Annotated in this window: 21 protein-coding genes, 1 pseudogene and 1 riboswitch; of the genes and pseudogenes, 15 read left to right on the top strand and 7 right to left on the bottom strand. The window is 72.6% G+C overall.

Annotated elements, in window-relative coordinates; genetic code table 11:
• Position 1 precedes the first annotated feature (1 nt).
• On the top strand, positions 2-649 hold the full coding sequence (locus CFT82_RS04235; protein WP_088817783.1) for an HD domain-containing protein: 648 nt from the start codon (positions 2-4) through the stop codon (positions 647-649).
• Between the two features lie 7 nt (positions 650-656).
• Here the strand turns inward: CFT82_RS04235 and CFT82_RS04240 are convergent, their stop codons facing one another.
• Both CFT82_RS04240 and groL read right to left on the bottom strand, forming a co-directional pair.
• The gene (locus CFT82_RS04240) at positions 657-1361 is read right to left on the bottom strand and encodes a DUF4031 domain-containing protein (protein ID WP_088817784.1); all 705 of its coding nucleotides are present in this window, start codon (positions 1359-1361) and stop codon (positions 657-659) included.
• Between the two features lie 197 nt (positions 1362-1558).
• Positions 1559-3187 (bottom strand): chaperonin GroEL, encoded by a 1629-nt coding sequence (gene groL / locus CFT82_RS04245; protein WP_088817785.1) that lies wholly within the window; start codon positions 3185-3187, stop codon positions 1559-1561.
• A gap of 279 nt (positions 3188-3466) precedes the next feature.
• On the opposite strand from groL, the gene CFT82_RS04250 reads away from it, so the two are divergent.
• From CFT82_RS04250 to CFT82_RS04260, 3 genes are read left to right on the top strand one after another with little or no spacing between them, the layout of a single operon-like run.
• Positions 3467-4165, top strand: coding sequence for an HAD family hydrolase (locus CFT82_RS04250; protein WP_159461854.1), 699 nt, complete (start codon positions 3467-3469; stop codon positions 4163-4165).
• Between the two features lie 31 nt (positions 4166-4196).
• Entirely contained in the window at positions 4197-4889 is a 693-nt protein-coding gene (locus CFT82_RS04255) for an alpha-ketoglutarate-dependent dioxygenase AlkB family protein (protein ID WP_088817787.1), read from the top strand.
• Positions 4886-5503, top strand: coding sequence for a DNA-3-methyladenine glycosylase I (locus CFT82_RS04260; RefSeq protein WP_088817788.1), 618 nt, complete (start codon positions 4886-4888; stop codon positions 5501-5503). Before CFT82_RS04255 ends, CFT82_RS04260 begins: the two co-directional genes overlap by 4 nt.
• A 1067-nt stretch (positions 5504-6570) precedes the next feature.
• On the opposite strand, the gene CFT82_RS04265 is transcribed toward CFT82_RS04260, so the two are convergent.
• Complete coding sequence (locus CFT82_RS04265) at positions 6571-6855, bottom strand: DUF3263 domain-containing protein (RefSeq protein WP_088818320.1); 285 nt, start codon at positions 6853-6855, stop codon at positions 6571-6573.
• A gap of 274 nt (positions 6856-7129) precedes the next feature.
• Between CFT82_RS04265 and CFT82_RS04270 the strand changes: the two genes are divergently transcribed.
• From CFT82_RS04270 to CFT82_RS04300, 9 genes and pseudogenes are all read left to right on the top strand, one after another.
• Positions 7130-7828, top strand: a complete 699-nt coding sequence (locus CFT82_RS04270; protein WP_088817789.1) for a uracil-DNA glycosylase — start codon at positions 7130-7132, stop codon at positions 7826-7828.
• On the top strand, positions 7825-8706 hold the full coding sequence (locus CFT82_RS04275; protein ID WP_234994261.1) for an SGNH/GDSL hydrolase family protein: 882 nt from the start codon (positions 7825-7827) through the stop codon (positions 8704-8706). Before CFT82_RS04270 ends, CFT82_RS04275 begins: the two co-directional genes overlap by 4 nt.
• A 47-nt stretch (positions 8707-8753) precedes the next feature.
• On the top strand, positions 8754-9929 hold the full coding sequence (locus CFT82_RS04280) for an acyl-CoA dehydrogenase family protein (RefSeq protein WP_088817790.1): 1176 nt from the start codon (positions 8754-8756) through the stop codon (positions 9927-9929).
• A 29-nt stretch (positions 9930-9958) separates the two neighbouring features.
• Complete coding sequence (locus CFT82_RS04285; protein ID WP_088817791.1) at positions 9959-10765, top strand: SDR family NAD(P)-dependent oxidoreductase; 807 nt, start codon at positions 9959-9961, stop codon at positions 10763-10765.
• On the top strand, positions 10762-12147 hold the full coding sequence (locus CFT82_RS04290) for an MFS transporter (protein ID WP_088817792.1): 1386 nt from the start codon (positions 10762-10764) through the stop codon (positions 12145-12147). Before CFT82_RS04285 ends, CFT82_RS04290 begins: the two co-directional genes overlap by 4 nt.
• A gap of 58 nt (positions 12148-12205) precedes the next feature.
• Positions 12206-12370: a hypothetical protein gene (locus tag CFT82_RS11685; protein WP_159461855.1), complete on the top strand. Its 165-nt coding sequence runs from the start codon at positions 12206-12208 to the stop codon at positions 12368-12370.
• A gap of 21 nt (positions 12371-12391) precedes the next feature.
• A pseudogene (locus tag CFT82_RS12320) lies at positions 12392-12463 on the top strand (hypothetical protein); the annotation flags it as partial.
• Positions 12464-12592: 129 nt separating this feature from the next.
• Positions 12593-13807: a S8 family peptidase gene (locus CFT82_RS12000; protein WP_268807420.1), complete on the top strand. Its 1215-nt coding sequence runs from the start codon at positions 12593-12595 to the stop codon at positions 13805-13807.
• 319 nt (positions 13808-14126) lie between these two features.
• Positions 14127-15332 carry a S8 family peptidase gene (locus CFT82_RS04300; protein ID WP_088817794.1) on the top strand — a complete coding sequence of 402 codons (1206 nt, stop codon included), beginning with the start codon at positions 14127-14129 and terminating at the stop codon, positions 15330-15332.
• 117 nt (positions 15333-15449) lie between these two features.
• Here the strand turns inward: CFT82_RS04300 and CFT82_RS12250 are convergent, their stop codons facing one another.
• Positions 15450-16244 (bottom strand): acyltransferase family protein, encoded by a 795-nt coding sequence (locus tag CFT82_RS12250; protein ID WP_088817795.1) that lies wholly within the window; start codon positions 16242-16244, stop codon positions 15450-15452.
• 162 nt (positions 16245-16406) lie between these two features.
• Entirely contained in the window at positions 16407-17603 is a 1197-nt protein-coding gene (locus CFT82_RS04310) for a RimK family alpha-L-glutamate ligase (protein WP_088817796.1), read from the bottom strand.
• Positions 17604-17736: 133 nt separating this feature from the next.
• Between CFT82_RS04310 and CFT82_RS04315 the strand changes: the two genes are divergently transcribed.
• The gene (locus CFT82_RS04315; protein WP_327078686.1) at positions 17737-18231 is read left to right on the top strand and encodes an ATP-dependent zinc protease family protein; all 495 of its coding nucleotides are present in this window, start codon (positions 17737-17739) and stop codon (positions 18229-18231) included.
• On the top strand, positions 18231-19184 hold the full coding sequence (locus CFT82_RS04320; protein ID WP_088817797.1) for a succinylglutamate desuccinylase/aspartoacylase family protein: 954 nt from the start codon (positions 18231-18233) through the stop codon (positions 19182-19184). The genes CFT82_RS04315 and CFT82_RS04320 overlap by 1 nt, the downstream gene beginning before the upstream one ends.
• A gap of 250 nt (positions 19185-19434) precedes the next feature.
• Here CFT82_RS04320 and CFT82_RS04325 read toward each other — a convergent pair whose 3' ends face one another.
• Together CFT82_RS04325 and CFT82_RS04330 are read right to left on the bottom strand one after the other, a co-directional pair.
• The gene (locus tag CFT82_RS04325) at positions 19435-20514 is read right to left on the bottom strand and encodes a ribonucleotide-diphosphate reductase subunit beta (protein ID WP_088817798.1); all 1080 of its coding nucleotides are present in this window, start codon (positions 20512-20514) and stop codon (positions 19435-19437) included.
• A 65-nt stretch (positions 20515-20579) separates the two neighbouring features.
• Entirely contained in the window at positions 20580-23168 is a 2589-nt protein-coding gene (locus tag CFT82_RS04330; RefSeq protein ID WP_200815042.1) for a ribonucleoside-diphosphate reductase subunit alpha, read from the bottom strand.
• A 174-nt stretch (positions 23169-23342) separates the two neighbouring features.
• A riboswitch (cobalamin riboswitch) is annotated at positions 23343-23506 on the bottom strand.
• Between the last annotated feature and the right edge of the window lie 80 nt (positions 23507-23586).

A 23586-nucleotide genomic window follows, 5' to 3' on the forward strand; every position in this document is an offset into this window, starting at 1 on the left:
CATGCCCCCGCACATCACCCGGTGGACGCAGGACCTGTGCGCCCTCGCCCCGGGGGCCGGTGCACGGACCGTGACGGACGCCGGCACCCGCCTGCTGGCCGCGTGGGCCGGCCCGGGGCGTCCCTACCACTCGACCCAGCACCTGGTCGAGATGCTCCGGGCGCTGGAGGAGCTGCAGGAGGCTGCGGAGATCGATGCCCGGGGAGCCCGCACCGCCCGGGTGGCCGCCTGGTTCCACGACGCCGTCTACGACCCGACCGCCGGGCCGGGCCGCAACGAGCAGGACTCCGCCGACCTGGCTCGCCGGGAGCTCACGGACCTCGGTGTGGAACCGGGTGTGGTGGACGAGGTCGAGCGGCTGGTGCTGCTCACCACCGAGCACCACGCAGCGGCCGACGACCGCCTCGGGCAGGTCCTCTGCGACGCGGACCTGTGGATCCTCGCGGCCCCGCCGGAGCGCTACAGGGAGTACACGGCTCAGGTGCGGCAGGAGTACGCCCACGTGCCGGAGGACGCCTTTCGCGCTGGTCGGGCCCGGGTGCTGGAGCGCCTCGGGGCCGGAGAGCTCTACGCCACCGAGCACGCCCGGCGTGCCTGGGGGTCGGCGGCACGGGAGAACCTGGCCCGGGAGCTCGCCGCGCTGCGGTGAGATCGGCTCAGGCTCCCCAGCCGCGCTCGAACCCCCGGGCCACGAGTGGCCACCAGAGGGCGTGCCCGCACTGCTGCGCCGCCTCGGGCACCGGCACCCAGCGCCCCTCGATGGGAGCGGAGCCCCGGGAGGGCCCCACGCCCCGGTCCACGAGGGTCAGCGAGTAGGCCACGTGGGCCCGCTGGACCCGACCCTCGCGGCGGGTGGCCCGCTCCAGGAAACCGATCGGGCGGGCGGGGTGCGCCGGCGCGGCGGGAAGGTCCCACCCGTCGGAGGTCTGGGCCAGGAGCACCCGGTCCCCGTCGGTCACCACCTGCTGCTGCCGGACGGTGCTCCCCGCATCGGGGACACGGGAGGACCGGACGAGGTCGGTGCGCTCCTGCTCAGAGTGCACCCGACGGACGAGGCACCTTCCCTGCCTGCCCTTGCGCAGCCGCTGCCCCGTGGCCTCCAGCATGCTGGTGATCTCGCGGGCACTCCGGAGGCGGGCACCCAGGCCCAGGAGCTCCTCGAAGGATTCCGCCGGCACGTCGGCGTGGTCCCCGTCGAGCCAGCCGGGGTGCAACCCGGCGGCGGCGAGCGCCTCCCGGAGCTCCTGCGCGGCCCCACCCCAGGAGGCCGCCCCGCTCTCCTCCAGCCCGCCGTCGCTCACGAGGTGGCTGAACAGCGTGTCGTGGGCGGCCCACACCGGGCGGTCGATCCACAGCGCCATCGCGCCAGCCTACGTGTCGCACCAGGTGCGCTCCTTGCTGCTGCAGCGCGGTGGAGCGTGTCTGACGCGGGGAGAGGCGAGTGGAGGGGGCGATGCCGGGCAGCGGGTGCATCGCACGCCGACGGGCGGCCCTCCCGCAGGAGGACCGCCCGTCGTGAGGCTGGTGCACCGTCACCCGGTGCGACCGGGGGATGGGATCAGAAGCCCATGCCGCCCATCTCGGCCATGTTCGCGTCGGGGCCCTCGTCGCCCTTCTGCGGCTTGTCCACCACGATCGCCTCGGTGGTGAGGAAGAGCGCGGCGATGGAGGCCGCATTCTGCAGCGCGGAACGGGTCACCTTGGCCGGGTCGATGATGCCGGCGCCGATCATGTCGACATACTCGCCGGTGGCCGCGTTGAGGCCCTCGCCCGGGGTGAGGCCCTTGACCTTCTCCGCCACGACGCCGCCCTCGAGGCCGGCGTTCACGGCGATCTGCTTCAGCGGGGCGCCGGAGGCCACCCGGACGATCTCGGCACCGGTGGCCTCGTCGCCCTCGAGCGACAGGCCCTCGAAGGCCTTGGCAGCAGCCTGCAGCAGGGCCACGCCACCACCGGCGACGATGCCCTCCTCCACGGCGGCCTTGGCGTTGCGCACGGCGTCCTCGATGCGGTGCTTGCGCTCCTTGAGCTCCACCTCGGTGGCCGCACCGGCCTTGATGACAGCCACGCCGCCGGCCAGCTTGGCGAGGCGCTCCTGCAGCTTCTCGCGGTCGTAGTCCGAGTCGGAGTTGTCGATCTCGGCGCGGATCTGCTTCACACGGCCCTCGACCTGGGCCTCGTCGCCGGCGCCGTCCACGATGGTGGTCTCGTCCTTGGTGACGACGACCTTGCGGGCCTGCCCGAGCATGTCGAGCTCGGTGGTCTCCAGCGAGAGGCCGACCTCCTCGGAGATGACCTGGCCACCGGTGAGGATGGCGATGTCACCGAGCATGGCCTTGCGGCGGTCACCAAAGCCCGGGGCCTTGACGGCCACGGCCTTGAAGTTGCCGCGGACCTTGTTGACGATCAGGGTCGCCAGCGCCTCGGCCTCGACGTCCTCGGCGATGATCGCCAGCGGCTTGCCGGACTGCATGACCTTCTCCAGCAGCGGCAGCACGTCCTTGATGGCGCCGATCTTGGAGTTGACGATGAGGATGTACGGGTCCTCGAGCACCGCCTCCATGCGGTCGGTGTCGGTGACGAAGTACGGGGAGATGTAACCCTTGTCGAAGCGCATGCCCTCGGTGAGCTCGAGGTCGATGCCGAAGGTGTTGCTCTCCTCGACCGTGATGACGCCCTCCTTGCCGACCTTGTCCATCGCCTCGGCGATGACCTGGCCGATCTCGGGGTCGGCGGCGGAGATGGACGCGGTGGAGGCGATCTGCTCCTTGGTGTCGATCTCCTTGGCCATGGCGAGCAGCTCGTCGGAGACGGCCTGGGTGGCCTTCTCGATGCCGCGCTTCAGACCCATCGGGTTGGCGCCGGCGGCCACGTTGCGCAGGCCCTCGCGGACCATGGCCTGGGCCAGCACGGTGGCGGTGGTGGTGCCGTCACCGGCGACGTCGTCGGTCTTCTTGGCGACCTCCTTGACGAGCTCGGCGCCGATGCGCTCGTAGGGCTCCTCGAGCTCGATCTCCTTGGCGATGGAGACACCGTCGTTGGTGATGGTGGGGGCGCCCCACTTCTTCTCCAGCACGACATTGCGGCCCTTCGGGCCCAGGGTCACCTTCACCGCATCGGCGAGGGTGTTCATGCCCTTCTCCAGACCCTTCCGGGCCTCCTCGTTGAACGAAATCATCTTGGCCATCGGTGGTTCCTCCCACACGCGTAGCGAATGACCACCGGTCGCCCGCGACGGACGGGGCGCCCCGCGCGGCACGGACCGGCGCGGCGTCGAACCCCTCGACCTGTGGTCGGCTGTCTTCTTCTGTCCTCGTGCCCCGTCGTGGGTGGTCGTGGCCCGGTGGCACGGCCGGTGGGCTCCCGCCCTGCCTCGACCTGTCACTCAGGGGCACTGAGTGCTAACTCGGATTCTGGCACTCCCGCCCCGCGAGTGCAAAGCCGGGTGGGGTGGAAGAATCGGGCCATGTCGACCCCTCGCACCGTGCGTCTCCTCCTGCTCGATGCCGACGCCGTCGTCCAGCGGATGCCCGATGGCTGGCTCGAGTCCGTGCTGGCCCACATCGCGGGCGGATGGGGCCACGCCCCCGACGCCCTGGCCCACGACACCGCCCTGTGGGGCCGGTCGCGCGCGGTCCTCGACGAGGTCTTCGCCGCCGAGGTCGGCCTGCTCTCCGGGGCGGAGGGCGACCCGACCTTCCCGCAGGTGATCGCCGAGGTGCTGGCCGCCCACGACAACGCCGCCGATCCCGACACCCTGGCCGAGTTCTGGTACCAGACCGAGCCGCTGGTGGAGCAGCGCGCGCTGGTGGTGCGGGCTCGCCGCGCGGGACTGCGGGTGGTCATGGCCACCAACCAGCAGCCCTCCCGCGCGGCCTGGCTGGCCGAGAGCGACGCCTTCGCCGACATCGCCGACGCCGTCCACACCTCCAGCGCCCTCGGGGAGGCCAAGCCGGACGCCGCCTTCTTTGTGGCCCTCCTCGCCGCCGAGGCCGCGGCCGGCCACCCGGTGGACCCCGCCGAGGCGGTCTTCATCGACGACCGGGAGGAGAACGTGGCGGGGGCCCGACAGGCCGGCCTGGTGGCGCACCGCTACCACTTCGGCGAGGGGCCCGAGGCCTTCGCCGCGCTCCTGCATGAGACCGGGGTTCTCCCGGGCGCATGACCGGCTGCACGACGGCGCCGCGGGGTCACTGATGGGTGCGCTCTTCGGGGACGATCTCCTGCCCCGGAGCCCGCAGGAGATCGCACCGGGCTGCCAGTGGGTACCCGGGTGGTTGACCGAGCGCCAGCAGACCTGGCTCGTGGAGCAGCACCCCCGCTGGGCGGCCGGCCCCGTGCCGGCGCACCGGCCGGAGGTGCGCGGCGGGCGGATGACCGTGGCGATGGTGCCCTTCGGGTGGGTGTGGACCTCCACCGGGATGGCCCGCGTGGCCGAGCAGGGCGCGCCGGGGGCCCGCCCGCTGCCGGTGCCGGAGTGGATGCAGCGGGTCTACCGGCGAGCACTGGCCGCAGCGGGATTCGACGCCTGGCACGCCACCGGGGTGGTGCCCGACGCGGCCCTGCTCAACCACTACGCACCCGGGGCGTCGATGGGGATGCACCGCGACGCCGACGAGCCCTCCGAGGCGCCGGTGGTCTCCCTCTCGGTGGGTGATGCGTGCACCTTCCGGTTCGGGAACACCGAGACCCGCACCAGGCCGTGGACCGACCTGCGACTGGAGTCCGGGGACCTCGTGGTCTTCGGTGGCTCGGCGCGGCGCGCCTACCACGGGGTGCCGGCGATCCACACCGGCACGGCCCCGGCGCCCGTCGCGGCAGCGATGGCGCGGGTCGGCCTGACCGGGCGGCTGAACCTCACCCTCCGCGTGTCCGGCCTGGAGTCATGAGCGTGCCGCCCGTGCCCGCCGGTTCCGAGGTCGTCATCGGGACCGACGGCCTGCCCCGCACCCCGTGGGGCGACTCCTCGGAGCTCATGCGGCACTACTACGACACCGAGTGGGGCCTGCCGGTCCGCGACGAGCAGGGGCTGTTCGAGCGGCTGAGCCTCGAGGCCTTCCAGTCCGGGCTGTCGTGGGCCACGATCCTGCGCAAGCGGCCCGCCTTCCGGCAGGCCTTCGCGGGCTTCGACCCCGACGCCGTCGCAGCCTTCGGGCCCGCCGACGTCGAGCACCTCATGGGCGATGCGGGGATCGTGCGGAACCGCCGGAAGATCGAGGCCACGATCCAGAACGCGCGGGCGACCGTGGCGCTGCGCGAGGACGGCGGGCTGGCGGAGCTGGTCTGGTCGTACCGGCCGGAGGCCACCCCATCGCCGCGGACGGTGGAGGAGGTGCCGACGACCTCAGCGGAGTCGGTCGCCCTAGCCCGGGAGCTCAAGCGGCGCGGGTTCGCCTTCGTGGGGCCGACCACCTGCTTCGCGCTCATGGAGGCGGTCGGCATCGTGGACACGCACCTCGTCGGCAGCCACCGCCGCGGGACGAGCGGGGTCTGGCCCGGCTGAGCGGGCGGCCTCCTCCGCCTCCCGGCGCGCGACGAGCTCGCGCAGGTCGGCAGCGAGCCGGGCGCGCAGCCGGGCGGCCTCCGCATCGGCCCCGGCGGTGCCCTCACGGTGACGACGCAGGCCCGCCCGCGCCGCCCAGAGGCCGAGGAGGACCGCGACGACGAGCTGCTCGTTGTCGAACAGCCAGACGACCACCGGCTCCACGGGGCGCAAGAGGTCGCGGAGCCACGAGAGGTCGGGCCAGGGGACGTCTGGCAGGTCGATGCGGGGCCAGGGGATGTCGTCGACCCAGCCGAAGAGGAACGAGAGCACCGCCTCCACGAGGCCCCAGAGCCAGCCGAGGGCGGCGCCGATCCAGCGCGCGACGGCGGCCACCGCATCGAGGAGGGGTTGGAGGAGGCGGCCGATCCACTCGGTGACGGGGCGGAGGCGGTCGGCGACCCAGTCCAGCAGCGGACGCAGGGGGTTCATGAGCCAGCCGAGCAGGTTCGGGGCCACGAGGGTGAGCAGGCCGAGCAGGAGCAGCAGCAGCTTCGGGCCGGCGACGACGACAAAGTCCCGGACCGCACCGGTGCGGGGGCGGCGGCTGCGGAAGGCGGCGCGCTGCTCGGCGCGGCTGCCGGACGGGGCGTGGAGGGCGACGCGGCTGCGGCGCGCGGGGTCGCGGTCGCGGCGGATGACGTGGACCTCCCGAACCGCGCGCGGGCGGACGAGGGGGACCTTCGTGCTGATGACCTCGAGGGCGAGGCTTCCCTCGGCATCCACGTCCCATCCCGCACCGGCCAGGGCGGTGCGGCCGAGGGTGACCTTCTCGGTGTTGTCGGTGAAGGGCTCGGTGGCCACGTGCGCGCCGTCGAGGAGGACCTCGACGCGGTCCTGGGCCTCGGGGGCGGTGAGTGCGGCGGCGCCGGCGGAGGGGTCGCGTGGCGGGGCGGGGTGGATTCGGGCCTCGAGGCGGCGCTCGGCGACGGCGCCATGCCAGACGTGGTCGACCCCGGGCTCGGTGGTGCGCTCGACGTGGCGGGCGTGGAGGGCGGCAGCGCGGCGTCCGAGGGCGGCCCACCCCATCAGCGGGTGCGGCGGTCGCGCGCGGCCAGGCGGGTGGTGTGGCGGGCGTCGCGCTGCCGGCGGAGGCGCTTGACGAGCAGCGGGTCGGCGGCCAGTGCGGCCTCGGTGTCGAGGAGCTGGTTGAGCCGCTGGTGGTACTGGGTGGTCGTCATGCCGAAGAGCTCGCGGATCTCCTGCTCCTTGGCACCCGCGTACCGCCAGGCCTGCCGCTCGAAGGCCAGGATCTCCCGGTCACGGGCGGTCAGGCCGCCGGTCTCCCCCACGTTCTGCTCTGCTGCACCCATGCGGGCAAGCATACGTACCGAATCACAGCCATGTTACTCCCCGCTCCTCCCACCCCCACCCCACCGAGGTGTGCACCGGTGCGCTTTTCGCCGTGCCGCTGCCCCACCGGGAGCAACCCGTTGCGCCCCAGACCGTCACGTGACAACCGGGAGCAACCCGTTGCGCCCGCAACTGTCGCGGGGTCGACCGGTTGCTCCCGGTGGGACGGGCGACAGGCTGGGGGTCGACCGGTTGCCCTTGGGATGGCCGCCGCCCCCGCCGTACCGTGTGCCCGTGACCGCCCCCGCTGAGAATCCCACCTTCGCCGGCCGCGTCCACCCCTCGTGGGTCCCCGTCCTGGAGCCTGCCGCCGGCACCCTCGCCGAGCTGGGCCGGTTCCTCCGCGCCGAGAACGCCGCCGGCCACGGCTACCTCCCCGCCGGCGAGCACGTCCTGCGCGCCTTCAGCCTCCCGCTCGAGAGCGTCCGGGTGCTGATCGTCGGCCAGGACCCCTACCCCACCCCGGGCCACGCCGTCGGCCTCAGCTTCTCCGTCGCCCCGGAGGTCCAGCCGGTGCCACGCAGCCTGCAGAACATCTACACCGAGCTGGTCGAGGACGTCGGCTGCGCACGGCCCACCACGGGCGACCTCTCCCCGTGGTTCGAGCGCGGCGTCATGCTGCTCAACCGCTGCCTCACCGTCCGCCCCGGCGCGCCCGCCTCCCACCGGGGCAAGGGCTGGGAGACCATCACCGAGCTGGCGATCCGTGCGCTGGCCGAGCGGGCCGCCGCCGGCCAACCGCTGGCCGCGATCCTCTGGGGGCGCGACGCCCGCAACCTCGCCCCGCTCCTGGCCCCGATGCCGTGCGTGGAGTCCCCGCACCCCTCACCGCTGAGCGCCCGCTCCGGCTTCTTCGGCTCGCGGCCGTTCTCCCGCACCAACGCCGCCCTCGAGCAGCAGGGCGCCGATCCGATCGACTGGAGCCTCCCGTGAGAACCACCCCCGGACCGCTGCAGCACCTGGCCACCGAGCCGCGCCCGTGGGGCACGTACATCGCCCTGGGCGACTCGTTCACCGAGGGCATGTGCGACGACGACGGGCCCGCCGCCGGGGAGTTCCGCGGCTGGGCGGACCGCCTGGCCACGATGCTGGCCGCCACCGCCCCCGCGCCCGGCACCACGCCGGACGGCTCCCCCGAGCCGGGCTTCCGCTACGCCAACCTGGCCGTCCGCGGCCGCAAGCTGGCGGACGTGGCCGGGCCGCAGACCGAGGCCGCCCTGCGCCTCGTCGAGCAGGCCCGGCGCGAGCGACCGGGCACCCCGGTCCTCGTGAGCATCGTCGGCGGCGGCAACGACATCCTCCGCCCCCGCGCCGACATCGACGCCCTGGCCGCCGGGCTGGAGGGCGCGATCGCCCGGCTGCGGGCGACCGGTGCGGAGGTCCTCTTGGTCACCCCCACCGACCCGGCCGGCGCCCCGCTCATCAGCGCCACCCGGGGGCGGGTCGGGCAGTACATCGCCCACCTGCTGGGCATCGCGAGCCGCCACGGCTGCCACCTGTGCAGCCAGTGGAGCCTGGACTTCCTGAAGGACTGGCGGATGTGGGGCGAGGACCGCATCCACATGACGCCGGAGGGGCATCGCCGGGTGGCGCTGGCCGCCCACGCCGCGCTGGGCTTCCCCGAGGCCGACGGGGGCGCCTTCCGCGAGCCCCTGGAGGTCTCCCAGGCCCCGGTGAAGACCTGGGCGGAGCACCGGGAGTGGACCCGCACCCACCTGGGGCCGTGGGTGCGGCGCCGGGTCACGGGTCGCTCCTCGGGCGACGGGCGCACCGGCAAGCTCACCGCGCTGACCCCCTGGCCACCGGCCTGACGGGTGGTGCGTCGCAGCCGGAGTGTGGGCCTCGTTACCCTTGGCCCATGGCCGTCACACGTTTGATGCCGACCCCCGAGTCGGAAGACCTCATCGAGCTCGTCCGCGACATCGCCGCCCGCGAGGTGGCGCCGAAGGCGGACGAGTACGAGAAGCGCAAGGAGTTCCCCGAGGAGGTGTTCGCCACTCTCGGGAAGGCGGGCCTGCTCGGACTCCCCTACCCGAAGGAGTACGGCGGCGGCGGCCAGCCCTACGAGGTCTACCTCCAGTGCATCGAGGAGCTCTCCAGCGCCTGGATGGCGATCGGCGTGGGTGTCTCCATCCACGCCCTGACCTGCTTCCCCGTCTACAACTACGGCACCGAGGAGCAGCGCCAGCGCCTGCTGCCCGACATGGTCGGCGGCGAGTGGTTCGGCTCCTACTGCCTCTCCGAGCCGGCCGCGGGGTCCGACGTCGCGTCGATGAAGACCCGGGCCGTGGGCTCCGGCGAGGTCGACGACACCGGTCGCAGCGAGTCCTACGCGATCTCCGGCGGCAAGATGTGGATCTCCCACGCCGGCCACGCGGACTTCTACACGACCTTCGCCCGCACTGGTGAGAAGGACGGCAGGGGCATCTCCTGCTTCCACGTGCCGGCCGGGGCCGAGGGCCTGACCTTCGCCGAGCCGGAGCGCAAGATGGGTCTGCACTCCGACACCGTGCGCGAGGTGCTCTACGACAAGGTCACCGTCCCGGGCACCGACCTCATCGGCACCCCCGGCAAGGGCCTGAACATCGCCCTGGCCGCCCTGGACTCGGGCCGGCTGGGCATCGCCGCCGCCTCCACCGGTCTGGCCCAGGCCGCCTGCGACCTGGCCCTGAAGTACGCCGCGGAGCGCGAGCAGTTCGGCAAGCCGATCATCGACAACCAGGGCCTGCAGTTCCTGCTGGCCGACATGCAGGCGCAGACCACGGCGGCGCGGTCGACCTACCTGCACGCGGCCCGGCTGAAGGACGCCGGCAAGCCCTTCGGCCGGGAGGCCGCCATCGCCAAGATGTTCGGCTCCGACACCGCGATGAAGGTGACCACCGACGCCATCCAGGTGCTCGGCGGCTACGGCTACACCACCGACTTCCCGGCGGAGCGCTTCTTCCGTGACGCGAAGATCACCCAGATCTTCGAGGGCACCAACCAGATCCAGCGGATGGTCATCGCCCGCGACATGCTGAAGTCCCTCGGCTGACCCACCCCTCTTCCCCTCAGGAGCACTTGATGCAGATCACCCCCGACACCGTCGCGCTCGTCACCGGCGGCGCCCAGGGCCTGGGCAACACCACCGCCCGCCGTCTGGTGAAGGCCGGCGCGAAGGTCGTCCTGGTGGACCTCCCCGGTGACGCCGGCGAGCAGGCCGCGCAGGCGATCAACGAGGAGCACGGCGCCTCCGCCGACGCCCCGATGGCCCTCTTCGCCGGCGCCGACGTGCGCGACGAGGAGCAGGTGGCCGCCGCCGTGGCGCGCGCCGCCGAGCTGGGCACCCTGCGCATCGCGGTGAACTGCGCCGGCGTGGCCACCCCGGGCAAGATCCTGGGCCGCAAGGGGGTGCTGCCGCTGGAGAAGTACAAGACGGTCATCGACATCAACCTGGTCGGCACCTTCAACGTGCTGCGCCTGGCCGCCGAGGCCATGGCCGCGAACGAGCCGGTGGAGGACGAGCGCGGTCAGGGCGACCGCGGCGTCATCGTGAACACCGCCTCGGTGGCGGCCTACGACGGCCAGATAGGGCAGGCCGCCTACGCCAGCTCGAAGGGGGCCATCGCCTCCCTCACCCTGCCGGCCGCCCGCGACCTGGCCGCCTCGCAGATCCGCGTCATGACCATCGCCCCGGGGGTCATGGAGACCCCGATGATGGCCGGCATGCCCGGTGACGTGAAGGAGACCCTGGAGGCCCTCGTGCCGCACCCGGCCCGTCTGGGCAAGCCGGAGGAGTACGCGGCCCTGGTGGAGCACATCGTCGCCAACCCGCTGCTCAACGGCGAGGTCATCCGCCTCGACGGCGCGCTGCGCATGCCCCCGAAGTGACCGGGGGCAGCACGGCCGAGCAGTTCTCCCCCAGCACCACCGACCGCCCGTCCGGAGCCACCGCGCCCCGGGCGGGCGGTACGCCGCGTGGCGCCTGGGTGGTCTGGGCCGCAGCGGCCACCGCCTTCGCGATCGCGGTCTTCCACCGCAGCTCGATGGGGGTGGCCGCGCTCCCCGCCGCCGAGCGCTTCGAGGTCGGTGCCGGCGTCGTCTCCACCTTCGTGGTGGTCCAGCTCCTCGTGTACTCGCTGGCCCAGCTCCCCGTCGGGGTGATGCTGGACCGTTTCGGGCCGCGACGCATGATCACCATCGGTGCCGTGCTCATGGCCCTGGGCCAGGCCTCGATGGCGGTGGCCGATCAGCTGGGCTGGGCCGTCGCCGCGCGCGTGCTGGTGGGTGCCGGGGACGCGATGACCTTCGCCTCGGCGATCCGCCTGGTCCCTGCCTGGTTCGCGCCCCGCCGGGTGCCGCTCATGACCCAGGTCACCGGTCTGACCGGGCAGTTCGGGCAGATCCTCTCGGCCGTGCCCCTCGTCTGGCTCCTGCGGACCACGGGCTGGAGCACCTCGTACCTCGTGGCCGCGGCCACCGCCGTGCTCTCCGCCCTGGTGGCGGGGCTGCTCATCCGGGACCATCCCGCCGGCGGCACCACGCCCCGCTCCAGCGGCCGCCCCCGCGCCGGTCTCGGCGACGTGCTGGGTCACCCGGGCACCTGGCTGGGGGCCTTCACCCACGCCTCGACCGTCTTCGCCCCCATGACCTTCGCGATGATGTGGGGCTTCCCGTACCTGACCTCCGCCGAGGGGCGCAGCGACGCGACCGCCTCCGGCCTGCTCAGCCTGCTCGTCGTGCTCGGGGTCTTCGTCGGCCCGATGGTCGGCTTCCTCACCCAGCGGCACCCGCTGCGCCGCTCCACCCTGGTGCTCCTCGTCGTCATCGCGAACGCCCTGCCGTGGCTGATGGTGGTGCTCTGGCCGGGCCCGGCCCCCCTGTGGCTGCTCACCCTGTGGGTCGTCGGTCTCGCGACGGGAGGTCCCGGGTCGGCGGTGGCCTTCGACTTCGCCCGCACCTTCGCCCCGACCGAGCGCCTCGGCACCGCCACCGGGTTCATCATCATGTGCGGCTTCGCGGTGACCCTGGCGACGATCCTCGGCATCGGGCTGGCGCTGGACGCCCAGGGCGGGAGCTACGACCTGCAGTCCTTCCGCCGCGCCTGGCTCGTGATGCTCGTGCCCTACCTGCTGGGCCCCCTGGGCATCGTCTGGACCCGCACCCGTGCCCGGCACAAGGAGGACCTCCGGGTGCCGACCTGGCGGGAGGTCTGGAAGCGCGAGATCGGCAACCGGAACTGGCCGCGCCTTGACCGGGGGCGTCGTTCCTGACGCACGGCCACCGTCGTGGGCGGCTACGGCCACCGACTCGACCGCCACCCAGGCCGAGGTGCTCGACGTCCCGCAGGGCGAGTACATCGTGATGCTGGACCTGCCGGCCGAGGCCAAGGGCACCAAGGCCCTGGCCAACGAGACCGCGCAGGCCGCGGTGGAGCGCGCCACGAAGGCCCAGGCCGAGCGCTTCGAGGCCAAGGGCATGAAGGTCCGCCAGTAGTTCACCCACCTCGGTGGCTTCAGCGCCGACCTGACGTCCGCCCAGGTCCAGGAGCTGGAGCAGGACCCGGAGGTCGTCGCGATCTCGAAGAACGAGACCGTCTCCGTCACCGACACCCAGGCCGGCGCCCCGTGGGGTCTGGACCGCATCGACCAGGAGGCCCTGCCCCTCGATGGCGGTTACACCTACGCCGGGACCGGCGCCGGGACCACCTCCTACGTCCTGGACACCGGCATCCGCGCGGACCACACCGACTTCTCCGGTCGCGTGCAGGGGGGTGCCACCGCCATCGACGACGGCAACGGCACCAACGACTGCCAGGGTCACGGCACCCACGTCGCCGGCACCGTCGGCGGCGAGAAGTACGGCGTCGCCAAGGACACCACCCTGGTGCCCGTGCGCGTCCTGGGCTGCGACGGCCGCGGCCCGTCGTCCGGCGTGATCGCGGGCATGGACTGGGTGGCCGAGAACGCCTCCGGCCCGTCCGTGGTCAACATGAGCCTCGGTGGTGGCGCCTCCGACGTGGAGGACGCTGCCGTCAAGCGCCTCACCGACGCCGGTGTCGTCGTCGTGACCGCTGCCGGCAACGACACCGACAACGCGTGCAACTACTCCCCGGGCCGCGCCGCCTCCGCCATCAACGTCGGGTCCACCAACAACCAGGACGGTCTCTCCTGGTTCTCCAACTACGGCTCCTGCGTCGACATCCTCGCCCCGGGCTCGGACATCCTCTCGGCCAGCCACGCCAGCAGCACGGGCTCCACCGAGATGTCCGGCACCTCGATGGCCTCCCCGCACGTGGCGGGTGCTGCCGCCCTGTACCTCGGGAAGAACCCGAACGCCACCGTCGCCCAGGTGACCGAGGCGCTCACCTCCAGCGCCACCCCGAACGCCGTCTCGGGCGTGAACGGCTCCCCGAACCTGCTGCTGAACACCACCGCCCTGCTGGGTGCTCCGGCTCCGACCCCGGAGCCGGAGCCCACCCCCGGTTCGGGCATCGTGAACGGTGACTTCGAGGACGGCTCCCAGGGGTGGAGCGGTGACACCTGGGCCATCAGCTCCTTCGGCTACCCGGCGGCCGGCGGCTACTCCAAGCTGTGGCTCGGCGGCGCCGGCTACACCAGCCAGGTGAAGGTGCAGCAGGCCCTCACCATCCCGGCCGGTTCCACCGCGCTGGACTTCGAGCTGGGCGTCGACACCGACGAGTGGACCTCCTACTCGGCCCACGACACGATGGAGGTCCGCCTGCTCGACGCCAGCGGCAACGAGCTGGAGACCCTGGGCACCTGGTCCAACCTCGACAGCTCCCGGGGCTACGAGACGCAGTCCCTGGACATCTCGGACCACGCCGGCCAGCAGGTCGTCGTGGAGTTCGCCTCCTCCGAGAACAGCGGCAACCAGACCTCGTTCCTGGTCGACGACGTCGCCACCCGCTGAGCGGCTGAACCCGGGGCCGTCTGACGGCTCCCACCGCACGCCGAGGGCCCGCCCCGTCCGGGGTGGGCCCTCGGCGTGCGCCGCACACTCTGCGCGCGCCACCCCTCGCACGGGCTGGGCGCGAGACCAAGAGCAGGTGCGACGGAGCGGCCAGCAGGCCCGGCCAGTCCAAGAGCGTGTCAAGAGATCGCCAAGACGCCCTGAGGAGTTCCCCAAACCGCTTGTTATGGCAGATCTCCCAGGGGAGGGTCTTCCCAGACCGAACACCCGGTCACCCTGGAGGCTCACACCTTGGGGAACCAAGCACAGGAGAGATCTGATGGCTACCCTTCGTACCACCGCTGGTCTGGCCTTCGCGGCCGCGCTCACCGTCGGCACCGGGGCAGGCGCAGGTGCCGCCCAGACCGCTGAGGTCATCCCCACCACCGATGCCGAGTACATCGTCATGATGGACACCCCGGCCGGTGCCCAGTCGCTCGGCACCTCCGCCGGCAAGAAGGCCACCGCCTCGGCCACCGCCGCCAAGGCCCAGGAGCTCGGCGCCAAGGGCATGAACGTCACCGCCCAGTACAAGAACCTCGGTGCCTTCGCGGCCGACCTCTCCGCCGCCGAGGCCGCCGAGCTGAAGAACGACCCGGAGATCGCGGTCGTCGAGAAGAACCAGACCGTCTCGATCGACGAGGCCCAGACCGGCGCCCCCTGGGGCCTGGACCGCGTCGACCAGGACGCCCTGCCCCTCGACGGCACCTACAACTACGACGCCACCGGCGAGGGCGTGACCGCCTACATCCTCGACACCGGTGTCCGCTCCACCCACCAGGACTTCGGCGGCCGCGTGCTCGACGGCCACACTGTCATCGACGACGGCAACGGCACCGAGGACTGCCAGGGTCACGGCACCCACGTCGCCGGCACTGTCGCCGGTGAGCAGTACGGTGTCGCCAAGGGCGCCGACATCGTCCCGGTCCGCGTGCTGGGCTGCGACGGCTCCGGCTCCATGCTGGGCATCATCGCCGCGATGGACTGGGTGGCCGAGAGCCACACCGGCCCGTCCGTGGCCAACATGTCCCTGGGCGGCTCCTACTCCTCCGTCCAGGACGAGGCCGTCGAGCGTCTGACCCAGGCGGGCGTGACCACCGTGGTGGCCGCCGGCAACGACACCGACGACGCCTGCAACTACTCGCCGGCCGCTGCTCCGTCCGCCATCACCGTGGCCTCCTCGGACAACACCGACTCGCTGTCCTACTTCTCGAACTTCGGCTCCTGCGTCGACATCATCGCCCCGGGCTCCGACATCGAGTCGGCCTGGATGGACAGCGACACCGCGACCAACACCATCTCCGGCACCTCGATGGCCTCCCCGCACGTCGCCGGTGGCGCCGCCCTGTACCTGGAGAAGAACCCCACCGCCACCGTGGCCGAGGTCACCGAGGCGCTCACCTCCACGGCGACCGCCGACGCCATCTCCGGCGCCAACGGCTCGCCGAACCTCCTGCTCAACACCACCAACCTCACGGCTGGCTGAGCCGACGGTCTTCTCTTCTCCACCAGGTGTGTGAGTGGCGCCCGTCCCCTTCGGGGGGCGGGCGCCATGCCGTGTGCGCAGCGGCGTCGTGGCGACGCACCCCGCGGCGGCCGCGGTTCAGCCAGCGAGCGCGGCGCGCCAGTCCGCGGCCGTGCGGGCCGCGAAGGTGGCGTTCACGTGGTCGGCATTCGTGTAGACCGGGGTGGCTCCGAGGACCGGGGGGCAGAAGCCGTCCGGGCACTGCCAGGCGGCGGCGTCGAGACCCGGGAACCACATGGCGGCGTGGCTGTCCCCGAGGAGCACGACCGGTGCGGAGGAGCTCGCCCCCTCATCCGCCGCGCCGCACCGGCAGCCCGGGTCGATGCGACGGTCCGGGTAGTCGCCCACGCAGCCGTCGTCGTAGAGGACCACCAGGTCCTCCGGCGAGTCGGCCAGGGAGGGCTCCAGGTGGGCCGGGAGCGCGGCCCCGGCCACCGGGAGCAGGGCCGCGCTGGCAGCAGGAAGTAGGCCCACGGCTGGCGGGTGTCGGTCCAGGCCAGGTTCGTGGCCAGCCTCGCGGCCACCACCGCCAGCACGCCCAGGGAGACGGCGGTCCGGTCGGTGGGGCCCCCGCCGTCGCACGCCCGGGGCAACCCGCGCGTGCGGGAGGAGGACCGGGCCGCCCCCCCAGAGCGCCCTGAGGGCCAGCGGCCAGAGCAGGTAGAACTGTTCCTCCGCCCCCAGCGACCAGTAGTGCTGCAGGACGCTCGGGTCCTGGGTGGCCAGGTAGTCCGTCCCCTCGGCGGCGGCCGGGAGCAGCCGGCGGATGCGGCGGGCCCAGAAGGCTTCCAGGTCCACCCGGCCGGTGCGGTCCAGCTCCCGCAGCAGGTGGGAGGTGATGAGGAAGCCGGAGATGACGAGGAAGACGTCCACCCCGACGCAACCCCCGGGCAGGGGGCCAGCGCCGCGTGGTGGAGCAGCACGAGCAGCACCGCCACCGCCCGGAACCCCTGGATGTCCGGTCGGAAGTCCCACCGCGCTCCCACCGGGCCCCCGACCGGTGGCGCCTCCCGGCGCACCCCACCCCCGACGAGCTCACCCCTCCGGGTGCTCCAGGGCCTGCTCGGGGAGCTTCTTGACCTTTGCCCGCCGACGGCGCTTGGGGGCCACCATCGAGCGCATCTCCTCGAGCTTCCCGAAGCACAGCAGGCGGTCCCCCGCCTCCAGCACGGAGGGACCCGTCGGGTTGGGGACAACCGACGTGCCCCGGTGCAGCGTGAGGACGGTGACGTCCCGCTCCCGCAGCCCGGACTCCTCGAGGGTCTTCCCCACCATCGCGTGCCCGGCGTGCACCTCGAGCTCGGCCACCCCGTACCCGGTGGACACGGTGAGCCGCTGCCGGACGTCGATCTCCGGGAAGTCCACCTGCCCGGCGACGTAGTCGATGATCGCGCCGGCCACGTCGAGCTCGGTGGCCCGCTCGATGCCCTCGAGGCCCGGGGAGGAGTTCACCTCCATGACCAGCGGCCCCCGGTCGCTCTCGAGCATGTCCACCCCGGCCACGCGCAGCCCCATGATCTGCGCCGAGCGCACCGCCGCCGCCTCGAAGGCCGGGTCGAGCCGGACCGCCTCGACACTCCCCCCACGGTGCACGTTGGAGCGGAACTCGTCCCCCTGGGCCGAACGGCGCATCGCGGCGACGACGCGGTCACCGACCACCAGGGCGCGGATGTCCCGCCCCCGCGACTCGGCGATGAACTCCTGGATGAGCACGTTCTGCTGGGTGGACTGCAGGGTCTCGATGACCGCCTCGGCCACCTTGACGTCCGGGGCGAGGATCACCCCGATCCCCTGGGTGCCCTCGAGGAGCTTGATGACCACCGGCGCCCCGCCGACCCGCTCGACCGCGGCCTTGATGTCCGCCCGGTCGCGCACGAAGGTGGTGCGCGGCATCCCGATCTCGTGCTTCGAGAGGATCTGCGTGGCCCGCAGCTTGTCGCGGCTGTTGGCGATCCCGTAGCTGGTGTTCGGCGTGTAGACGTCCATCTGCTCGAACTGCCGGACCACCGCTGTGCCGAAGTAGGTGATCGAGGCCCCGATGCGCGGCAGCACCGCGTCGTAGGTGCTCAGCCGGCGCCCCCGGAACTGCAGGTCGGGCTCGTCGCCGGTCAGGTCGATCCCGAAGCGCAGCGTGTTGAGCACCTTCACCTCGTGCCCCCGATCCAGCGCAGCCGCCCGCAACCGCTGGGTGGAGTAGGCCCGCGGCGCGCGCGACAGGACGGCGATCTTCATGGGGGGAGCCTGACACACTGGGTCCGTGCCCCCGTACACGCCCACCGAGGCCCCCGAGCCCGCCGACGACGCGGTGCAGGAGGCCACCCCCGAGGCGCTCGCAGCCACCGGCGACATCGCCCCGGAGGAGACCCTGGAGCAGACTCCGAGCACCCCGCCCGATCGCGCGCCGGTGCTCGTCGGCTGGCGCGAGTGGGTGACCCTCCCCGACGTGGGGGTGCCGTGGATCAAGGCCAAGATCGACACCGGGGCCCGCACCTCGGCCCTCCACGCCTTCGACATGCTCGAGTGGCGCGACGACCGGGGGGTGGCCCGGGTGACCTTCTGGGTGAACCCCTGGCAGAAGTCCGCCGCCGACGCGGTGCGCCTCACCCGCCCGGTGCACGACCGCCGCTCGGTCCGCAGCTCCTCGGGGCACACCGAGCAGCGGGTCGTCGTGCTGCTCGACCTCGTGCTGCGCGAGGAGCGGACCACCGCAGAGGTCACCCTCACCAGCCGCGACGAGATGGGCTTCCGGATGCTGATCGGCCGGGAGGCCCTGCGGCAGGGGTTCGTCGTGGACTCCGCGGCCTCCTACCTCGGCGGGCGACCCCCCGTGGCGCACCGGCGCCGGAACCGGGGGCGCTGATGGCCCGCGCGAGCTTCCCCATCGGGTCGGTGCGGGTACGGGCCGGGAGGTCGCAGAAGGTGGAGCTGCCGATGACGCGCACAGTCACCGGCGCGGAGACGAACCTCCCGGTGCGCGTGGTGCACGGCCGGGAGGACGGGCCGGTGGTGTGGGTGAGCGCCGCGGTCCACGGCGACGAGGTCGTCGGCATCGAGGTGGTCCGCCGCGTCCTGCGGGGTCTGGACCCGAAGGAGTTCCGCGGCACGCTCATCGCCGTGCCGATCGTCAACGTCTTCGGCTTCATGACCGGGGACCGCTACCTGCCCGACCGGCGGGATCTCAACCGCTCCTTCCCCGGCTCCCCGCGCGGGTCGCTGGCGGCCCGGGTGGCGCACCTGTTCATGACCGAGGTGGTGACCCCGTGCGAGGTGGGGATCGACCTGCACACCGCCGCCCACCGCCGGAGCAACCTGCCCCAGGTCCGGGCCGACCTCGACGACCCGTTGACCCGACGGCTGGCACGGGCCTTCGGGGCCCCCGTGATGCTGCACGCCCAGCTGCGCGACGGCTCCCTGCGCCAGGCCGCCCGCGAGCACGGGGCCAAGGTGCTCCTCTACGAGGGCGGGGAGGCGATGCGCTTCGACGAGTGGGCCATCGCACCGGCCGTGGCCGGGGTGCACCGGGTGCTCGGCGAGCTAGGGATGACCGCGCCCGGGGAGGACGGGCCGCCGGTGGCGGACTCCGTCGAGCTGCGCTCCAGCGGCTGGGTGCGGGCCCGCCGCAGCGGCATCGTCCAGATGGAGTGCGAGCTCGGCCAGGAGGTCACCCGGGGAGACCGGCTCGGCGGCCTGTGGGACTCCTTCGGCCGGGCGCTGGCCGCGGTGAAGGCCGACCGCGACGGGGTGGTCATCGGGCGCACCGAGATGCCCCTGGTCAACGCCGGCGACGCCCTGGTGCACATCGGGACCCCGTGACCTGACCGGCGAGGTGCGCACCGACACACGAGAGGCGCACCGGTACGCATCCCGACAGTTCACATGCGCACCGGTACGCCCCGGAGCCAGCAGACCACGCCAGGTGCGCACCGGTCCGCATCTCACCCGTCACCCCACCACGAGAACCGCACCGGTACGCATCTCGACAGTTGAGATGCGTACCGGTGCGGTTCTGGGGAGGCGGCTCCATCGAGATGCGGACCGGTGCGCATCTCGACGAGTCAGCGGCTCAGAAGTCCTCGTCGAAGGAGACGCTGCCCTCCACCCCGACCTGGTAGGCCGAGACGCGGCGCTCGAAGAAGTTGCTCAGCTCCTGGACGTCCTGCAGCTCCATGAAGCCCAGCGGGTTCTTCGTCCCGTAGATCTGCGGCATCCCCAGCTGCACGGCGCGGCGGTCCGCCACCGACTCGAGATAGGCCCGCATGTCGGCCACCGGCAGCCCGGCCACGCCCCCGTCGAGCAGGTCGTGTGCGAACTGGGTCTCGGCCTCCACCGCCTCCATGAGCATCTGCCGCACCTGGGCGGCCATCGCGTCGTCGAACAGGTCCGGCTCCTCCCCGCGCACCGCCTCGATGACCTCGAAGGCGAAGGCCATGTGCATCGACTCGTCCCGGAAGACCCAGTTGGTGCCGGTGGCCAGCCCGTTGAGCAGCCCGCGGGAGCGCAGGAAGTACACGTACGCGAAGGCGCCGTAGAAGAACAGCCCCTCGATGCAGGTGCCGAAGCAGATGAGGTTGAGCAGGAACTGGCGGCGCTGCTCCTTGGTCTCCAGCCGCTCCAGGTCGTCGATCGAGTCGATCCAGCGGAAGGCGAACTCGGCCTTGGTGCGGATCGAGGGGATGTTCTCCACCGCGGCGAAGGCCTGGTGCCGCTCGTCCTCGTCCGGGACGTAGGTGTCCAGCAGGTTCAGGTAGAAGTGGATGTGCACCGACTCCTCGAAGAGCTGGCGCGAGAGGTACATCCGCGCCTCCGGGGAGTTGATGTGCTTGTAGAGGCTGAGCACGAGGTTGTTCGCCACGATGGTGTCCCCGGTGGCGAAGAAGGTCACCAGCCGGCTGATGAGATGGCGCTCGGCCGGGGTCATCCGGTCGCGCAGGTCCGGCAGGTCGCCGGCCAGGTCCACCTCCTCCACCGTCCAGGTGTTCTTGATGGCGTCGCGGTACATCTCGAAGAACTGCGGGTAGCGCATCGGGCGCAGGGTCAGGGACATCCCCGGGTCGAGCAGGCGGGAGCCCTGGGCCACCGCGTCGCGGACGTCGGCCTGCAGCTGGTCGGTGGGGTTCTGGGGGGCGGCGTTCTGGTCGGTCATGGGGTCCTCCGTGGGTTCGTGGCGGGGCGTGGGTCCGGTGACGGGCGGGGTGGGGGCGCCGACCGTCACTCGCAGGCCTCGCAGGTCTCGGGGTTCTCCAGCGAGCAGGCGAGCGCCTCGGCGTCGGTGACGGTGCGCTGCCCGGTGGCGGCCTGGGCCGCGGCCGGCTGGGCACTCCCCCAGCTCGCCGTGGCCCGGGCGCCAGCAACGGTGGCCTGCTGGATGCGGGTGGCCGGCCGGGAGCGCAGGTAGTAGGTGGTCTTCAGTCCGGCCTGCCAGGCGTACCGGTACATCGACGAGAGCTTGCCGATGCTCGGGCTCTCCAGGAACAGGTTGAGGCTCTGCGACTGGTCGACATAGGTCTGCCGGGCCGCGGCCATCTCGACGAGCGCCTTCTGCGGCAGCTCCCAGGCGGTGCGGAACAGCCGCCGCGACTCCTCCGGCAGATCGGCGATGCCCTGCACCGAGCCGTTGTCGGTCTTGAGCTTCTCGCGGACCTCCTCGGTCCACAGCCCGCGCGCCCGGAACTCGGCCACCAGGTACTGGTTCACCTGCATGAACTCCCCGGAGAGCGTCTCGCGCTTGAAGAGATTGCTCACCTGCGGCTCGATGCACTCGTAGCAGCCGGCGATCGAGGCGATGGTGGCCGTCGGCGCGATGGCGATCATCAGCGAGTTGCGCAGCCCGTGCTCGGCGATGCGTTCCCGCAGCGCCTCCCAGCGCTCGGTCTGGGTGGGGGTGACCCCGTACAGGTCGTGCTGCAGCTGGCCACGGGAGGCGCGGGTCTCGGCGAAGGTCGGGTGCGCCCCGAGCTCCTCGGCCAGCTCGGTGGAGCGCTCCATCGCCGAGAGCTGGATCTCCTCGGCGATCCGGGTCGAGAGCTCCTTGGCCTCCGAGGAGTCGAAGGGCAGGCGCAGCGCGAAGAAGACGTCCTGCAGGCCCATCGAGCCCAGGCCGATCGGGCGCCAGCGCGGGTTGGAGGCGGCCGCCTGCTCGGAGGGGTAGTAGTTGATGTCGATGACCCGGTCCAGGTAGGTCACGGCCAGCCGCACGGTGGCGCGCAGCCGCTCGGTGTCGAGGCCGGTGGCGGTGGCGGTGGGGTCCAGCGGCCGGGGCCCGGTGGTGCCGTCGCTCCAGCGCAGGTGGGCGGCGAGGTTCACCGAGCCCAGGTTGCACACCGCGGTCTCGTCGTTGCTCGTGACCTCGATGATCTCGGTGCACAGGTTGCTCAGGTGCACCACCGGGGCGGGCTGGAGGGTGCCGTCGGCGGCCACCCGCGGGGTCTGGTCGTCGCTGGTCTGGTTGCAGGCGCGGTTGGCGGCGTCCTTGAAGGTCATCCACCCCTGCCCGGTCTGGGCCAGGGTGCGCATCATCCGCCCGTAGAGCTGCCGGGCCGGGATCGTGCGCACCACGTCTCCGCGGGCCTCGGCGGCGCGATAGGCCTCGTCGAAGGCCTCGCCCCACAGGTCGGGCAGCTCGGGCACGGTGTCGGGGTCGATGAGGGACCACTCGGCGTCGGCCTCGACGCGGCGCATGAACTCGTCGGGGATCCAGTGGGCGAGGTTGAGGTTGTGGGTGCGCCGGGAGTCCTCGCCGGTGTTGTCGCGCAGCTCGAGGAACTCCTCGACGTCCGGGTGCCAGGGCTCGAGGTAGATGCACGCCGCTCCCTTGCGGCGGCCGCCCTGGTTCACCGCGGCCACCGAGGCGTCGAGGGTGCGCAGCCAGGGCACGATGCCGTTGGAGAGCCCGTTGGTGCCGCGGATGAGCGCCCCGCGGGAGCGGATCCGGCTGAAGGCCAGGCCGATGCCGCCGGCGAACTTCGAGAGCTTGGCCACCTGGTGGTAGCGCTCGTAGATGGAGTCCAGGTCGTCCTGCGGGGAGTCGATGAGATAGCAGCTCGACATCTGGGTGTGCCGGGTGCCGGAGTTGAACAGGGTCGGCGAGGAGGGCAGGTAGGCCAGCGAGGAGAGCAGCTCGAAGAACTCGATCGCCTCGTCGGCGGTCTGCGAGAGGCCGGCGGCGACCCGCATCAGCCAGTACTGCGGGGACTCGATGACCGCGCGGGTCAGCGGGTGGCGCAGCAGGTAGCGGTCGTTCACGGTGCGCAGGCCGAAGTAGTCGAAGCGCCAGTCGGCGTGGGCGGCCTGGGCGCGGCGCACGGCCTCGTCGAGCTGCTCGGCGTGGGCGGCGACGAACTGGTGGGTGACCTCGCCGACGAGACCCTGGTCGTGGCCGGTGCGGATGCTCGCGGAGAAGGAGCCGATCCCCTGCCCGCGGACCTCCTTGTCGATGACATTCGCCAGCAGCCGCCCGGCCAGGCGCGAGTACTGCGGCTCGGTGGCGGTCATCTCCGCGGCGGTGGCGATGGCGAGCTGATCGAGCTCGGCGGTGGTGGCGCCGTCGTAGAGGCCGGCGATGGTGCGGGTGGCCACGCGCATCGGGTCCACCTCGGGCAGGCCGTCGGTGCAGCGCTCGATGGCGGTGACGATCTTGGTGAGGTCCACCTGCTCGTGCTCCCCGCTGCGCTTCACCACCCGCATCTGGCTGCGGGGGGTGGTGGCGGGGACGCCGTCCAGGGTGGGCTGGTCGACGGGGACCTCGGGGGTGCCGGCGGTGGGCGCTCCGGGCTGTGCTCCGGCGCTGGTGGTGGTCATGCTCTCTCCTCGCGAGCTCTCGCCGCGAGGGGGCGCACGGCCATCCCGACCGGCGCCCAGCGCACGACCGACCGGGAACCGCCCGTGGGGGGTTCCGCGTGCCGGGGTCGACACGTCCGCAAGCCGTCCCGCGCGGCTCGACGTCACCGCCCGGGGTCCCGGGCGGGCGCTGGCAGGTCTTCGGACTCACGGGCGTCCTCGTCGCCGAGGCGTCCGGCCTGGCCGGACGTGGACCTACTGGCCGTCGCTTCCCGGGTGCTGGCTGCACCCAGTGCCGTTGACGGCGGTCGTTCCCGAATACCGCTGCGGGGCAGTCCCGGACTCGCACCGGGTTCCCTCTTGCCCCTCCCCTGCGGTGCCGCGCACGGGGTCACCACGAGGTGACCCGCCGGGCGGCGGTGCCGGGGAGGACCAGCAA

This window comes from Kytococcus aerolatus, assembly GCF_900187395.1.
In the GTDB taxonomy this organism is placed as follows: domain Bacteria; phylum Actinomycetota; class Actinomycetes; order Actinomycetales; family Dermatophilaceae; genus Kytococcus; species Kytococcus aerolatus.

What these genes read in the sequence shown, in the direction of transcription:
- CFT82_RS04235 (WP_088817783.1), top strand. Translation starts at nt 2, where the DNA reads ATGCCCCCGCACATCACCCGGTGGACGCAGGACCTGTGCGCCCTCGCC.
- CFT82_RS04330 (WP_200815042.1), bottom strand. Translation starts at nt 23,168, where the DNA reads ATGACCACCACCAGCGCCGGAGCACAGCCCGGAGCGCCCACCGCCGGC.
- CFT82_RS04250 (WP_159461854.1), top strand. Translation starts at nt 3,467, where the DNA reads ATGTCGACCCCTCGCACCGTGCGTCTCCTCCTGCTCGATGCCGACGCC.
- groL (WP_088817785.1), bottom strand. Translation starts at nt 3,187, where the DNA reads ATGGCCAAGATGATTTCGTTCAACGAGGAGGCCCGGAAGGGTCTGGAG.
- CFT82_RS04310 (WP_088817796.1), bottom strand. Translation starts at nt 17,603, where the DNA reads ATGAAGATCGCCGTCCTGTCGCGCGCGCCGCGGGCCTACTCCACCCAG.
- CFT82_RS04325 (WP_088817798.1), bottom strand. Translation starts at nt 20,514, where the DNA reads ATGACCGACCAGAACGCCGCCCCCCAGAACCCCACCGACCAGCTGCAG.
- CFT82_RS04320 (WP_088817797.1), top strand. Translation starts at nt 18,231, where the DNA reads ATGGCCCGCGCGAGCTTCCCCATCGGGTCGGTGCGGGTACGGGCCGGG.
- CFT82_RS04285 (WP_088817791.1), top strand. Translation starts at nt 9,959, where the DNA reads ATGCAGATCACCCCCGACACCGTCGCGCTCGTCACCGGCGGCGCCCAG.
- CFT82_RS04300 (WP_088817794.1), top strand. Translation starts at nt 14,127, where the DNA reads ATGGCTACCCTTCGTACCACCGCTGGTCTGGCCTTCGCGGCCGCGCTC.
- CFT82_RS04255 (WP_088817787.1), top strand. Translation starts at nt 4,197, where the DNA reads ATGGGTGCGCTCTTCGGGGACGATCTCCTGCCCCGGAGCCCGCAGGAG.
- CFT82_RS04240 (WP_088817784.1), bottom strand. Translation starts at nt 1,361, where the DNA reads ATGGCGCTGTGGATCGACCGCCCGGTGTGGGCCGCCCACGACACGCTG.
- CFT82_RS04280 (WP_088817790.1), top strand. Translation starts at nt 8,754, where the DNA reads ATGGCCGTCACACGTTTGATGCCGACCCCCGAGTCGGAAGACCTCATC.
- CFT82_RS04265 (WP_088818320.1), bottom strand. Translation starts at nt 6,855, where the DNA reads ATGGGTGCAGCAGAGCAGAACGTGGGGGAGACCGGCGGCCTGACCGCC.
- CFT82_RS04260 (WP_088817788.1), top strand. Translation starts at nt 4,886, where the DNA reads ATGAGCGTGCCGCCCGTGCCCGCCGGTTCCGAGGTCGTCATCGGGACC.